Raw genomic sequence first — 14,480 nt, 5'->3', positions numbered from 1 at the left:
ACAGCTTGCACGCTTGACATGCAACCAAAAAAAGGGCCTTCACAGGCCCTTTTTTCATGGTGCCGCGCACCTCAGCGTTTGCGAAGCGCAGCCCACATTCAAATGAACTGAACTGAACTCAGCTCAACCCCAAATCACCGATCGCATGGCGATGGACGCCAACTGATAGCCCTCGTTGAAGAACTCAACCGGCTCACCCGCTTGTGCTGCACCTGCAGCGTAGAGCAAAGGCAAAAAATGGTCGTAGCTGGGGTGCGACATCTTCGCGGTGTCGCCTTGGGCCTGAAAGTCCACCAAAGCCTCTAAGTGGCCCGAGGTGATTTGCTCAGCCACCCATTGGTCAAACGCAATCGCCCAGTCATAGGCTTGGTTGTCGGCGGCTGAGCGATTCATGGTGCGCAGGTTGTGCACGGTGTTGCCACTGGCCAGGATGAGCACGCCCTGCTCTCGCAAGGCGCGCAGTTGTTGGCCCAGCGCAAAGTGCTCTGCCAGTGGACGGTGGTAATCCATGCTCAGTTGCACCACGGGAATATCCGCCGCAGGAAATATGGGTTTGAGCACGCTCCATGCGCCATGGTCCAAGCCCCACTCGGTCAAATCCACACCCACAGGTTGACCGCTGTGTGGCTGACGCAATTGCTGCGCAGTTTGTGCCACCCACTCGGGGGCACCGGGTGCCGGGTATTGCTGGTCAAACAGTTCTTGCGGAAAACCACCAAAGTCATGGATCGTTTTGGGCTGGGCCATGCCCGTCATCCACCAGCCAGGTGTGATCCAGTGCGCAGAGATGCACAAAATAAGTTTGGGTTTGGGCCAACGGGAGCCAAACTCGGCCCCCAAAGCTTGCCATGCACGGCGGAAAGGACTGTCCTCAATCACGTTCATGGGACTGCCGTGCCCCACAAAAAGAACGGGCATACGAGAGACTGGTGTGGAAGTGGTCATCAAGGTCTAGGACAAATGGTTGTCAAAAGTAAATTGGGGGACAGACTCCATTTTCAACCCATTAACAGCTGCTATATTGCGCTGCAACATTATTAAGACAAAACCATGCTTTACCAAATCTTCGAAACACAACGTAGCCTGATGGAGCCGTTCGCAGACTTTGCGCAGGCCGCTTCCAAGCTTTATGGTCAAACCAACTCGCCCATGGCCCAAAACCCCATGGCTCAGCGTGTGTCCGCCGGTTATGACTTGCTCTATCGCCTGGGAAAAGACTACGAAAAGCCGCAATTTGGCATCAAATCCGTGCAGGTTGAAGGCATGGACGTGGCCATCCACGAACGCATCGAAATGGACAAGCCTTTCTGTGAGCTGCGCCGTTTCAAACGTTTCACCGACGACGCAGCCACGCTGACCAAACTCAAAGCACAACCTGTGGTGTTGATTGTGGCGCCTTTGTCTGGCCACTACGCCACTTTGCTGCGCGACACCGTGCGCACCATGCTCAAAGACCACAAGGTCTATGTCACCGATTGGAAAAACGCACGCTTGGTACCCCTGAGCGAAGGTGAATTCCACCTCGACGACTATGTGAACTACGTGCAAGAGTTCATCCGTGATTTGCAATCCAAGTACGGCAACTGCCACATCATGAGCGTGTGCCAACCCACCGTGCCGGTGTTGGCTGCTGTGTCACTGATGGCCAGCCGTGGCGAGAAAACACCCATCACCATGACCATGATGGGTGGCCCGATTGACGCGACCAAATCCCCCACAGCCGTGAACAACTTGGCCATGAACAAGAGCCACAGCTGGTTTGAAAACAACGTGATCTACCGCGTGCCGGATAGCTTCCCAGGTGCAGGCCGCCGTGTGTACCCCGGCTTCTTGCAGCACACCGGCTTCGTGGCCATGAACCCCGATCGCCACTTGAAGAGCCATTACGACTACTTCAAAGATTTGATCAAAGGTGACAACTCCAGCGTGGACTCACACCGCGATTTTTATGACGAGTACAACGCCGTGCTCGACATGGACGCTGATTACTACTTGGAAACCATCAACACGGTGTTCCAAGACTTCAAGCTGGTACGCGGCACATGGGAAATCAAAAACCCACAAGGCAAGCTTGAGCTGGTGCGCCCGCAAGACATTCGCACCACAGCGCTGTTGACCGTGGAAGGTGAGTTGGACGACATCTCTGGCTCTGGCCAAACCGAGGCCGCACACAAGCTGTGCAGTGGCATCGTTCGCCAAGAGCATCACCACTTGGAAGCCAAAGGTGCCGGCCACTACGGCATCTTCAGTGGCCGCCGTTGGCGCGAAGTGGTGTACCCACACGTCAAGAGCTTCATCTTGGAACACAACAAAGGCACAGGCAAAACCGCTGCGGCTAAACCAAAATCTGTCACTAAGAAAGTTGCCCCTGCAGCTAAAAAAGTGGCCGCCAAGCCTGCTACCAAAAAAGCCACTACGGCTAAAAAGTGAGTCTGGTCGAACAACTCAACAACGCCCTGCCACAAACGCAATGCACGCGCTGTGGCTACCCTGACTGTCAGCGCTACGCCGAGGCGATCGTCCAAGGCGAGGCTGACATCAACCAGTGCCCACCAGGCGGCACCGAAGGCGTTGAACGGCTGGCTGCCCTCACCGGCAAGCCCGCCCTTCCCCTGAACCCTGACAACGGCTTAGAAGGCCCACGCACCATCGCCATCATTGACGAGGCTTGGTGCATTGGCTGCACGCTGTGCATTGCGGTATGCCCAACCGATGCCATCGTCGGCGCCAACAAGCGCATGCACACCGTGGTGGAAAGTTATTGCACGGGCTGTGAGCTGTGTATCCCTGCTTGCCCCGTCGATTGCATCTCGCTCGAACCCATCGACATCAACCTCAGCGGTTGGGCCTCGTGGCCGCAAGAACTGGCGGACCTCGCGCGCCAACGCTATGACACACGCCTTGCCCGCTTGAAGCGTGAGGCGGTAGAACATGACGAGCGCTTGCAAGCCAAAGCTGTGAAAAAACTTGCCGACCTGCACGCACACACCAAAGGGACCGAGCACGCACCCGAGGTCGATCGCAAACGTGCGATCATTGAGGCCGCACTCGCCAAAGCCAAAGCCCGTCAAGCCACCAAAGCTTGACTGGCACAGCGGCATCAAAGGGCACCTTCTGCCCTCCCCGCGATACCTGACATTTCAATGCACACCCAACTCACTGCACGCAGAGAACTTCTGCTTCTTGTGTCGCTCGCCGGCATTCAGTTCACACACATCGTGGACTTCATGATCATGATGCCGCTGGGACCACAACTCACCAGCTTATTTGCCATCAACTTTGCTGAGTTTGGCTTGCTGGTCTCGGCCTACACCATCGCAGCAGGCTTGTCTGGTTTGTTTGCCACCACGTTCATTGACCGCTTTGACCGAAAGCGTTTGTTGCTCACACTCTATGTGTTGTTCGCCCTCACCACTGTGGCCTGTGGTGTGGCACCCACCTATGGCTGGCTGATGGCCGCACGCATTGCCTCTGGCTTTTTTGGTGGTGTGCTGTCCACCATGTCGCAAACCATCATTGGTGACGTGGTGCCTTTTGAGCACCGTGGTCGCGCCACCGGCATTGTGATGACTTCGTTCTCGGTGGCCACGGTGGCAGGTGTGCCAGCTGGCTTATTGTTTGCCAATCTGTGGGGCTGGCACACGGCATTTTTTGCCATTGGTGTGATGTGCGTCGCTGTGGGAGGGCTGGCCAACTTCAGTGTGCCCAAGCTGGATGCCCATGTGGCGCATGCCAAAGACAAACATGTCTTACATGCCATGGGCCAAGTGCTAGGCGAACACAACCAACGCATGGCTCTGCTCTTATCAGCCACCATGATGTTTGCGGCCTTCACCATCATTCCGTACATCACCTTGTATTTGCAGAACAACCAAATCATGGCGTCTAGCGAAATTCCATGGCTCTACTTTTGCGGCGGCGTCATCACTCTGTTCAGTGGACGTTGGGTGGGTGGTTTAACGGATCGCTTGGGCAAGCGTGAAACCTTTCAACGCGCGGTGCTGCTCTCTATCATCCCGATGTTTGCCATCACATTGATAGAACCTGCACCGCTGCCCGTTGTGCTGCTGGTCACCAGCACCTTGTTCTTCGCCATGAACGCCCGCATGATTCCTGGCATGGCTTTGCTCACCTCAGCAGCCAATCCCAAATTTCGTGGCACCTTCATGTCACTCAACGGTGCGGTGCAATCGTTCGCCATGGGTGTGGCAGCCTGGGTCGGCGGCATGCTGCTGCAAACTGAGCCAAGTGGGCGAGTGACGCACTATTGGCTGTGTGCGGTCGTGGCGACCTGTGCTTCTTTGCTGGCGTATCAACTTGCCAAACGCGTGTCTATGCATGAGTGAGTGACTCAGCGAGCGCGCACACCTATAAAAAAAGCCGCTCAACTGAGCGGCTTTTTCATTTTGAGTGCCTTGATAAACACATCACCTAATTGCGTCAAGCGTGCGAAGCCGCCAAGGCCGCAAAAGCCTTCACCACTTCAGGCGGCGCTTGCACCAACTCAATCAACACACCTTCGCCACCAATGGGGAACTCATCGTTCGCCTTGGGATGCAAAAAGGTAATGTCAAAACCAGCCGCCCCCTTACGGATGCCGCCAGGTGCAAAGCGCACACCTTGCGCACTGAGCCACTCCACAGCCACGGGTAAGTCATCAATCCACAAGCCCACGTGGTTCAACGGCGTGGCGTGAACCGCTGGCTTTTTCTCAATGTCCATGGGTTGCATCAAATCGACTTCGACCTTGAAGGGGCCAACGCCGATGGCACAAATGTCTTCGTCCACGTTCTCGCGTTCGCTCTGAAACGTGCCCGTGACTTCGAGGCCAAACATGTCAACCCACAGCGTCTTCAAACGGCCCTTGTCAGGGCCGCCGATGGCGATTTGTTGAATGCCGAGAACTTTGAATGGGCGACTTGCGGCGCTCATTTATTCGAACTCCACAATCATTTGGTCCACCGTGAGTGACTCGCCTTTGGCCGCGACCACTTGTTTGACCACGCCGTCTTGCGCTGCGAACAACACGTTTTCCATCTTCATAGCTTCGATGACGGCGACGCGCTCACCCGCTTGCACTTTTTGGCCAGGTGTCACAGACACTTCGACCAACAAGCCAGGCATGGGCGACAGCACATAACGGCTCAAATCAGGTGGCGCTTTGAATGGCATGAGTTTGTGCAACTCGGCCATGCGTGGCGACATCACCAAAGCTTCAATGCGCGTGCCGTTGTGTTGCACTTGCAAAGCCAATGGGTTCTTCAAGGTGCCGCGCTCGATTTGCGCCGTGAAAGGTTTGCCGTTGCAAGTGCCTTCGATGCGAATGTCGTTCAAGCGTGACTTGCTTTCAATCGCGTAGGTTTTGCCACCGATGGTGATTTGCGCCACACCCGGCTTGCCCACGAACTCGTCCACATGCACTGGCACGTAACGGTTGTCACCGCCTTGGCCCAACTCAACCACAGCGTAGTCTTGACCAATCTGCACGTCGTAGCCAGGCAACTGGCCGCTCAAATTGGCAGCGCGTTGGCGTGACTTGCGACGCACGAATGCAGCCAAAGCAGCCAAAAAGTCGTGGTCGTCATGCGGCACGTCTTCTGCGCGGAAACCTTTGCTGTATTGCTCAGCAATAAAGCCCGTGTTGAAGTCGCCCGACACAAACTTGGGATGCGCCAACAAAGCGGCTTGGAACGGGATGTTCGAGCTGATGCCGCGAATCACAAAACCGTTCAAAGCTTCGCGCATCTTGGCGATGGCGTCGTTGCGGTCTTTGCCGTGGACGATGAGCTTGGCGATCATCGAATCGTAGAACATCGGAATCTCACCGCCGTCTTGCACACCCGTGTCCACACGCACGCCGAGCAAGTCAGCCGTGTTGCCTTGGAACATGGTTTGTTTGGGCGTTTGGAAACGCACCAAGCGGCCTGTCGATGGCAAGAAATTGCGGAACGGGTCTTCGGCGTTGATACGGCATTCGATGGACCAGCCATTGCGCTGCACATCCTTTTGGGCGATTGGCAATTTCTCACCAGCCGCCACGCGAATCATCATCTCGACCAAATCGAGGCCCGTGATGGCTTCGGTCACGGGATGCTCCACCTGCAGACGGGTGTTCATCTCGAGGAAGTAGAAGTCTTGGTCTTTGCCGACCACGAATTCAACCGTACCGGCAGATTGGTACTTCACAGCTTTGGCCAAGGCCACGGCTTGTTCGCCCATGGCTTTGCGGGTGGCTTCGCTGATGAAGGGCGATGGCGCTTCTTCAATCACTTTTTGGTGACGGCGCTGGATCGAGCACTCGCGCTCGTTCAAATACACCACGTTGCCATGGCTGTCGCCCAACACTTGAATTTCAATGTGGCGAGGCTCAAGCACGTATTTCTCGATGAACACGCGGTCATCGCCAAAACTGTTGCGCGCTTCGTTGCGGCAAGACGTGAAACCTTCGAGGGCTTCTTTGTCGTTGAAGGCCACACGCAAGCCCTTGCCACCGCCGCCGGCCGAGGCCTTGATCATGACGGGGTAGCCAATGCCTTTGGCAATCTCGACCGCTTGTTCGGCGGTGTCGATGGCATCGTTGTAGCCAGGAATACAGCTCACGCCAGCAGCGCCAGCTAACTTTTTAGATTCGATCTTGTCGCCCATGGCCGAGATCGAAAAGTGGCGTGGGCCGATAAAGGCAATGCCCTCGTCTTCGCAGCGCTTGGAGAACTCAGCGTTCTCGCTCAAAAAGCCGTAGCCAGGGTGAATGGCTTGTGCGCCTGTGGCCTTGGCAGCCGCAATGATTTTGTCCGCCACAAGATAAGACTCGCGCGAGGCCGCTGGGCCAATCAACACCGCTTCGTCAGCCAGTTGCACATGACGTGCTTCTTTGTCGGCTTCAGAATAAACGGCCACGGTTTTGATGCCCATCTTGTGAGCGGTGGCGATGACGCGGCAAGCGATTTCGCCACGGTTTGCAATCAGAATTTTTGTAAACATGTTCTTCTTCTCCTAGCGGCTTAGAGCGGAATGTTGCCGTGCTTGCGCCATGGGTTTTCGATCTTCTTGTCTTTCAACATCACCAGCGAGCGGCAGATGCGCTTGCGTGTTTCGTGCGGCTGAATGACGTCGTCGATGAAGCCACGTGCGCCCGCCACAAACGGGTTGGCGAAACGGGCTTTGTATTCGGCTTCTTTGGCGGCCAGTTTTTCAGGATCGCCTTTGTCTTCGCGGAAGATGATTTCCACCGCGCCCTTGGCACCCATCACCGCGATTTCGGCGTTGGGCCAAGCGAAGTTCACGTCGCCGCGCAAGTGCTTGGAGGCCATCACGTCGTACGCACCGCCGTAGGCTTTGCGGGTGATGACGGTGATTTTTGGCACCGTGCACTCGGCGTACGCGTACAGCAACTTGGCGCCGTGCTTGATGATGCCGCCGTACTCTTGCGAGGTGCCGGGCATGAAGCCGGGCACGTCCACAAACGTCACCACGGGAATGTTGAACGCATCGCAGAAGCGCACAAAGCGGGCCGCCTTGATGGAGCTCTTGATGTCCAAGCAACCGGCCAACACCAAAGGCTGGTTGGCCACGATGCCGACGGTCTGGCCTTCCATGCGGGCGAAGCCGATCAGGATGTTTTTGGCGTAGTCGGGTTGCAGCTCAAAGAAGTCGCCATCGTCCACGGTTTTGACGATGAGCTCTTTCATGTCATACGCTTTGTTGGGGTTCTCAGGCACCAAGGTGTCGAGGCTCATGTCCATGCGACCCGATGGGTCCCCGCTGGCACGCACAGGTGCCTTTTCGCGGTTGTTCAGGGGCAGGTAGTTGTAGAGGCGACGCAGCATCAGCAACGCTTCCACGTCGTTTTCAAAGGCCATGTCGGCCACGCCGCTCTTGGTGGTGTGGGTCAGGGCACCGCCGAGTTCTTCGGCCGTCACTTCTTCATGCGTCACGGTTTTGACCACTTCGGGGCCGGTCACAAACATGTAAGACGTGTCTTTGACCATGAAGATGAAGTCGGTCAACGCGGGCGAATACACCGCGCCACCGGCCGAGGGGCCCATGATCATGCTGATCTGGGGCACCACACCGCTGGCCATCACGTTGCGCTGGAACACTTCAGCGTAACCGCCGAGCGAGGCCACGCCTTCTTGAATACGGGCACCGCCCGAGTCGTTCAAGCCGATCACGGGAGCGCCGACTTTCATGGCTTGGTCCATGATTTTGCAGATCTTCTCGGCGTGTGTTTCAGACAAAGCGCCACCGTACACGGTGAAGTCTTGGCTGAACACAAACACCAAACGGCCATTGATCATGCCGTAGCCGGTGACCACGCCGTCGCCGGGGATCTTGTTGTCTTCCATGCCGAAGTCGGTGCAACGGTGTTCAACGAACATGTCCCACTCTTCGAACGTGCCTTCGTCCAGCAACACTTCGATGCGCTCACGGGCGGTCAGTTTGCCTTTGGCGTGCTGCGCGTCAATGCGCTTTTGCCCGCCACCCAAGCGAGCCGCAGCGCGCTTTTTTTCCAGTTGTTCAATGATGTCTTGCATGGTTGCTCTCTTTTCTCCAGGAAGATTTCAAATTAACCCTGCGCCTGATAAGCGCTGAGCAGTTGACGGGCAGCCGTCGATGCGGCCAATTGGCCAGATGCGACGTGTTGGCTGAGTTGGGGCAGCAGTGTTTGCACACGCGGCTGCGCCCGAAAGGCTTGTTTGAGGCCTGCATCGATGCGTTCCCACATCCACGACAAGGCTTGGTGTTGGCGGCGCTCGGCAAAGCGACCGTTCTGGGTTTGCAAGGCTTTGAACTCGCACACAGCGGCCCAAAACGCGTCCACCCCCTGGTTCAGCAAGGCGCTGAGCTGCACAACCTTGGGGTGCCACACCTCGGTGTTGCGGTGCGCATGGCCTGCCCCACCGTGCATGCCCAACAGTTGCAAAGCACTGGTGATTTGCAACTGCGCACGCGTGGCAGCGGTGGCGTCGATGTCGGCTTTGTTGATGACCACCAAATCGGCAATCTCCATCACGCCTTTTTTGATGGCTTGCAAGTCGTCGCCCGCATTGGGCAACTGCAACAACACAAACATGTCGGTCATGTTGGCCACCGCAGTTTCGCTTTGGCCAACGCCCACGGTTTCGACAATCACCACGTCGTAGCCTGCGGCTTCGCAGACCAACATGGACTCGCGCGTTTTTTCAGCCACACCACCCAAAGTGCCACTCGATGGACTGGGGCGAATGTAAGCTTGCGCGTGAACACTCAAAAATTCCATGCGGGTTTTGTCACCCAAGATCGAGCCGCCAGACACCGTTGAAGACGGGTCAATGGTCAACACCGCCACGCGGTGGCCCTGAGCAATCAGGTAAAGACCCAGCGCCTCAATGAAGGTGGACTTACCCACGCCCGGTACGCCACTGATGCCTAAGCGAAACGACTTGCCCGTGTGCGGCAGCATGGCCGTGAGCAAGTCATCGGCCAAGGCCCGGTGATCGGTGCGCGTCGACTCTAAAAGCGTGATGGCTTTGGCCATGGCACGACGCTGCACGGCAGCGTTGCCGCGCAGCAAGCCGTCGAGCAACTGCTCAGGTGTCACCCGATGGCCTTTTTGATTTGCTCCAACACGTCTTTGGCGCTGGCTGGAATAGGGGTGCCTGGGCCGTAGATGCCCTTGACGCCCGCTTCGTACAAGAAGTCGTAGTCTTGGCGTGGAATCACACCACCCACGAACACGATGATGTCGTCTGCGCCTTGCTTCTTCAGCTCGGCAATGATGGCGGGCACCAAGGTTTTGTGGCCTGCCGCGAGGGTGGACACACCCACCGCGTGGACGTCGTTTTCGATGGCTTGGCGCGCGCACTCTTCAGGCGTTTGGAACAAGGGGCCCATGTCCACGTCGTAGCCGAGGTCAGCAAACGCGGTGGCCACCACTTTGGCGCCACGGTCGTGGCCGTCTTGGCCCAGCTTAGAAATCATCACGCGAGGACGGCGGCCATGGCTTTCGGCGAACTCGGCAATGTCTGCCTTGAGGGCGTTCCAATATTCCATGGTGTCTCCCACGTTTTCGCCATCGTCATACGCAGCAGCGTACACGCCGGTGACCTTTTGCGTGTCGGCACGGTGGCGGCCAAACACTTTCTCAAGGGCATCGCTCACCTCGCCCACCGTGGCGCGCAGGCGAATGGCTTTGATGGACAAATCAAGCAAATTGCCTTCGCCGGTTTCAGCAGATTGCGTCAACGCGGCCAATGCGGCTTCCACCTTGGCGGTGTCGCGTGTGGCTTTGATTTTTTGCAAACGCTCAATCTGACCGTCGCGCACGCGCACGTTGTCGATGGCCAAAATTTCGATGGGGTCTTCTTTGGCAAGTTTGTATTTGTTCACGCCCACGATCACGTCTTTGCCAGAGTCGATGCGCGCTTGCTTTTCCGCGGCGGCAGCTTCGATCTTCAACTTGGCCCAGCCGCTGTCCACGGCTTTGGTCATGCCGCCCATGGCTTCGACTTCTTCGATGATGGCCCAGGCTTTGTCGGCCATTTCTTGGGTGAGTGACTCCATCATGTACGAACCGGCCCATGGGTCGATCACGTTGGTGATATGGGTTTCTTCTTGGATGATGAGCTGCGTGTTGCGCGCAATGCGTGCCGAGAACTCGGTGGGCAGAGCGATCGCTTCGTCAAACGAGTTGGTGTGCAGCGACTGCGTGCCACCAAACACCGCCGCCATCGCTTCGATGGTGGTACGCACCACGTTGTTGTACGGGTCTTGCTCGGTGAGCGACCAGCCCGAAGTTTGGCTGTGCGTGCGCAGCATGAGGCTCTTGGGGTTCTTGGCGTCAAAGCCCTTCATGATGCGGCACCACAGCAAACGAGCGGCGCGCATCTTGGCGATTTCCAAATAGAAGTTCATGCCCACCGCCCAGAAGAACGACAAGCGGCCCGCGAAGGCGTCCACGTCCAAACCGGAGGCAATGGCGGTCTTCACATACTCTTTGCCGTCAGCCAAGGTGAAAGCCAATTCCAAAGCTTGGTTGGCACCCGCCTCTTGCATGTGGTAACCCGAAATCGAGATCGAGTTGAACTTGGGCATGTGCTTGGCGGTGTAGCCAATGATGTCGCCAATGATCTTCATCGACGGCTCTGGCGGGTAGATGTAGGTGTTGCGCACCATGAACTCTTTCAGAATGTCGTTCTGAATCGTTCCAGACAGCAACTCTTGGCTGACGCCCTGCTCTTCAGCGGCCACCACGTAGCCTGCCAACACAGGCAGCACAGCGCCGTTCATGGTCATGGAGACCGACACTTTGTCCAACGGAATTTCGTTGAACAAAATCTTCATGTCTTCCACCGAGTCAATGGCCACACCGGCCTTGCCCACGTCGCCCGTCACACGGGGATGGTCAGAGTCGTAGCCGCGGTGCGTGGCCAAGTCAAACGCCACCGACACGCCTTGGCCACCGGCTGCCAAAGCCTTGCGGTAAAACGCGTTGGATTCTTCAGCGGTAGAGAAGCCTGCGTATTGGCGAATCGTCCAAGGGCGCACCGAATACATGGTGGCTTGGGGGCCGCGCAAGTAGGGCTCAAAGCCGGGCAAGGTGTTGGCGTAAGGCAGGTCTTGCGTGTCTTCGGCGGTGTACAGCGGTTTGACGCTGATCCCGTCCAAGGTTTTCCAGTTCAGGGCGTTGAGGTCGCCGCCTGGCGCAGACTTGGCGGCTGCTTTGGCCCATGCTTCTAAGTTAGCGGCGTTGAATTCGGTTGGCTTTTGGCTCATGGCAAATCACTCGTGAAAGGTGTTTTCAGCTATCGAACAAACCCAAGGTTAACCCCATGGGCTATGTGCTTTGGGCATCATATCATTCATAATTATTGATGCAAAATCTTATTTAGTCTTACAATTCAAGCCCATGTCTGCCGTCACCCTCACGCCTCGCGCCCTGTATGAAGAAGTAGCCGAACTGCTTCGTCAGCGCATTTTTGCGAGCGAGTTAGAGCCAGGCAGCTGGATTGACGAGATGCGCCTGGCCGAGGAATATGGCATCAGCCGCACCCCCATGCGCGAAGCCCTCAAGGTGCTGGCTGCCGAAGGCTTGGTGACCATGAAGGTGCGTCGCGGCGCGTATGTGACCGAGGTCAACGAGAAAGACCAGCGCGATGTGTACCACCTGCTCTCTTTGCTTGAGTCAGATGCTGCTGGCGTAGTGGCCAAAGACGCTACGGTTGAACAACTGCAAGATTTGCAAGCCCTGCACGCAGAGCTAACAGCCGCCGTGGCTGACCGCGAAAAGTTCTTTGAAATCAACGAGCGCTTTCACATGCGCTTGCTGGAAATTGCCAACAACCGTTGGCGCGACCAAATGGTGGCTGACTTGCGCAAGGTGATGAAGCTCAACCGCCACAACTCACTGCTCAAGACTGGCCGTTTGGAAGAGTCGTTGAAAGAGCACCAAGCCATCATGGATGCGCTGATGGCGCGCAACGTGGCCATGAGTGTGCAGTGCATGAACGCCCACTTCGCCAACGGCTTGGAAGCGGCAAGCTGACTCAGCCTTCGCTAACGTCTTGGCGACTCAAGACCCCCTGCACGGCCATGACCAACGCCACGCCAGACAAAATCAACACACCACCAGCCAAGTGATGCAATCCCAAAGGCTCGTCAAGCACCAGCCAACCCACCGCAGCGGTATAAAGCGGTCCAAGGTACAAGGTCATTGCCACACGACTGGCACCCAAAATCTTTTGTGTCCAGCCATAAATCCAATAAGCGCCCACACCAGGGAACAAAGCGGTAGCGACCATCATCCACAAAGCATGTGTACCAACTTCTGGTGTACTGGCTTGATATAGCTCCCACACCGCAAACGGCAACAACACCGCCACACCGCCTATACAAGCAGCTGCCAACTGGGCCGTTGAACCCAACGGACTAGGCCAGCGTTTTTGCAACAGCGCATATGCCGCCCATGACACAGAAGTAGCCACGATCCACAAATCGCCAGGCACTAAGTGCACGTTCGACAAATGCACCCACTCACCTTTCACCACCACATGCACCACACCCGTCATGGCCAGAATGACACCGAGGATTTGACGCTTAGAAAATCGCTCACCCAACCAAATCACAGAGCCCAACGCGATCAACACGGGCGAAGATGCATAAATGAGCGAAATATTCATCCCCACCGTGCTCTCACCCGCCAGGTACACCCAAGCCCCGCAAATCCACATGCCGCACCCGCCCAAGGCCACATAGCGCCAGCGGTGTTGCCAAACATAAGCACGCTGCGCCCACAGCTCACGGTAACTGAACGCCGCCAAGATGGCGCCAGCAATTCCCCAACGGCCCAAAGCCAACACATGGGCTGACACCACACCCGGCGCCTGTCGCGCCACCACGATGTTGACCGTCCAAAGCAAAGGAATGAGCCAAATCAACGCCACCGCCCAACGGCGCATGCGCACCGTGCCCAATTCAGACGGCATCGTGTGGCATCTCGTTGGGCTTTTCTGCGCCTCGGGCCAGGGCCTCACGTGCAATATTCAACACGTCGCGCGGCGGCAAAGGTTTGAGCTTGTGGTTGCTCCACACCTGACGCCATAAACGCGCACCACGTTGGCCGTGGTACAGGCCTAGCATGTGACGGGCAATGGGATACCAAGGACAACCGTCTTCGACGTTGGCCCGCTCCATGTAAGCGACCATAGACTCCTCTACCGCTTCACGGGTTGGGATGTCATGGAAATCACTGTAGAACTCGGCATCCCAAGTGGTCAAAAGCCAAGGGTTGTAATACGCCTCACGCCCCAACATCACACCATCTACATGCTGCAAGTGCTCGGTCATTTGGGCATTGGTGGTGATGCCGCCGTTGATCGCAATGACCAAATTCGGAAAGTCTTTTTTCAACTGATAGCCCAGCTCGTAGCGCAGGGGTGGAATTTCCCGGTTTTCTTTGGGGCTTAAACCATCGAGCCACGCGTTGCGCGCATGCACGATGAACACCTTGCAACCTGCATCGCTGACCGTGCCCACAAAGTCGCGCACAAAGTCGTAGCTTTCAATACGGTCAATGCCAATGCGGTGCTTGACAGACACGGGCACGCTCACTACATCCAACATGGCTTTGACACCGTCCGCTACGGTGTGTGGGTCATTCATCAAGCACGCACCAAATGCGCCGCGCTGCACGCGGTCAGACGGGCAACCACAGTTGAGGTTGATTTCGTCGTAGCCCCACTGTTCACCGAGCTTGGCGCCATGGGCCAAGTCTGCCGCATCGCTGCCGCCGAGCTGCAAAGCCACGGGATGCTCTTCGGTATTGAAACGCAAATGTCGCTGCGTATCGCCATGGCGCAGAGCGCCGGTGGTGACCATTTCTGTGTAGAGCAAGGTGTTGCGGCTAAGCAGACGGTGAAAGTAACGGCAGTGGCGGTCCGTCCAATCCATCATGGGGGCAACCGAGGTGCGCCAAAACGCGGCATCAGGAAAATTCATGTGGC

Annotated in this window: 12 protein-coding genes; 4 read left to right on the top strand and 8 right to left on the bottom strand. The window is 56.7% G+C overall.

Going from position 1 to position 14,480, the window contains the following annotated elements; all coding sequences use genetic code 11:
- Positions 1 to 123: 123 nt before the first annotated feature.
- Complete coding sequence (gene ygiD / locus QMG15_RS05010; RefSeq protein WP_281789790.1) at positions 124 to 945, bottom strand: 4,5-DOPA dioxygenase extradiol; 822 nt, start codon at positions 943 to 945, stop codon at positions 124 to 126.
- A gap of 105 nt (positions 946 to 1,050) precedes the next feature.
- Here ygiD and phaZ point away from each other — a divergent pair, with 105 nt between their 5' ends.
- From phaZ to QMG15_RS04995, 3 genes are read left to right on the top strand one after another with little or no spacing between them, the layout of a single operon-like run.
- Complete coding sequence (phaZ, locus tag QMG15_RS05005; RefSeq protein WP_281789789.1) at positions 1,051 to 2,430, top strand: polyhydroxyalkanoate depolymerase; 1,380 nt, start codon at positions 1,051 to 1,053, stop codon at positions 2,428 to 2,430.
- Positions 2,427 to 3,086 (top strand): electron transport complex subunit RsxB, encoded by a 660-nt coding sequence (rsxB, locus tag QMG15_RS05000; RefSeq protein ID WP_281789788.1) that lies wholly within the window; start codon positions 2,427 to 2,429, stop codon positions 3,084 to 3,086. Before phaZ ends, rsxB begins: the two co-directional genes overlap by 4 nt.
- Positions 3,087 to 3,143: 57 nt before the next feature.
- On the top strand, positions 3,144 to 4,346 hold the full coding sequence (locus QMG15_RS04995; RefSeq protein WP_281789787.1) for an MFS transporter: 1,203 nt from the start codon (positions 3,144 to 3,146) through the stop codon (positions 4,344 to 4,346).
- 94 nt (positions 4,347 to 4,440) lie between these two features.
- On the opposite strand, the gene QMG15_RS04990 is transcribed toward QMG15_RS04995, so the two are convergent.
- From QMG15_RS04990 to scpA, 5 genes are read right to left on the bottom strand one after another with little or no spacing between them, the layout of a single operon-like run.
- Complete coding sequence (locus QMG15_RS04990; protein ID WP_281789786.1) at positions 4,441 to 4,932, bottom strand: VOC family protein; 492 nt, start codon at positions 4,930 to 4,932, stop codon at positions 4,441 to 4,443.
- A complete protein-coding gene (locus tag QMG15_RS04985; protein ID WP_281789785.1) occupies positions 4,933 to 6,981 on the bottom strand; it encodes an acetyl/propionyl/methylcrotonyl-CoA carboxylase subunit alpha in 2,049 nt (682 codons plus the stop codon).
- 20 nt (positions 6,982 to 7,001) lie between these two features.
- Entirely contained in the window at positions 7,002 to 8,534 is a 1,533-nt protein-coding gene (locus QMG15_RS04980; protein WP_281789784.1) for an acyl-CoA carboxylase subunit beta, read from the bottom strand.
- A gap of 32 nt (positions 8,535 to 8,566) precedes the next feature.
- Positions 8,567 to 9,580: a methylmalonyl Co-A mutase-associated GTPase MeaB gene (gene meaB / locus QMG15_RS04975; RefSeq protein ID WP_281789783.1), complete on the bottom strand. Its 1,014-nt coding sequence runs from the start codon at positions 9,578 to 9,580 to the stop codon at positions 8,567 to 8,569.
- Positions 9,577 to 11,754: a methylmalonyl-CoA mutase gene (gene scpA / locus QMG15_RS04970; protein ID WP_281789782.1), complete on the bottom strand. Its 2,178-nt coding sequence runs from the start codon at positions 11,752 to 11,754 to the stop codon at positions 9,577 to 9,579. Before scpA ends, meaB begins: the two co-directional genes overlap by 4 nt.
- Positions 11,755 to 11,887: 133 nt before the next feature.
- Between scpA and QMG15_RS04965 the strand changes: the two genes are divergently transcribed.
- Entirely contained in the window at positions 11,888 to 12,523 is a 636-nt protein-coding gene (locus tag QMG15_RS04965) for a GntR family transcriptional regulator (RefSeq protein WP_281789781.1), read from the top strand.
- Between the two features lies 1 nt (position 12,524).
- Here the strand turns inward: QMG15_RS04965 and QMG15_RS04960 are convergent, their stop codons facing one another.
- Both QMG15_RS04960 and dusA read right to left on the bottom strand, forming a co-directional pair.
- Positions 12,525 to 13,463: a DMT family transporter gene (locus QMG15_RS04960; RefSeq protein WP_281789780.1), complete on the bottom strand. Its 939-nt coding sequence runs from the start codon at positions 13,461 to 13,463 to the stop codon at positions 12,525 to 12,527.
- A complete protein-coding gene (dusA, locus tag QMG15_RS04955) occupies positions 13,453 to 14,475 on the bottom strand; it encodes a tRNA dihydrouridine(20/20a) synthase DusA (RefSeq protein ID WP_281789779.1) in 1,023 nt (340 codons plus the stop codon). The genes QMG15_RS04960 and dusA overlap by 11 nt, the downstream gene beginning before the upstream one ends.
- Positions 14,476 to 14,480: the final 5 nt, after the last annotated feature.

It is taken from the genome of Limnohabitans sp. INBF002 (genome assembly GCF_027924905.1).
In the GTDB taxonomy this organism is placed as follows: Bacteria; Pseudomonadota; Gammaproteobacteria; order Burkholderiales; family Burkholderiaceae_C; genus Limnohabitans.
Note: the sequence above shows the minus strand (reverse complement) of the source record. Positions and strands in the feature narration are given on the sequence as shown.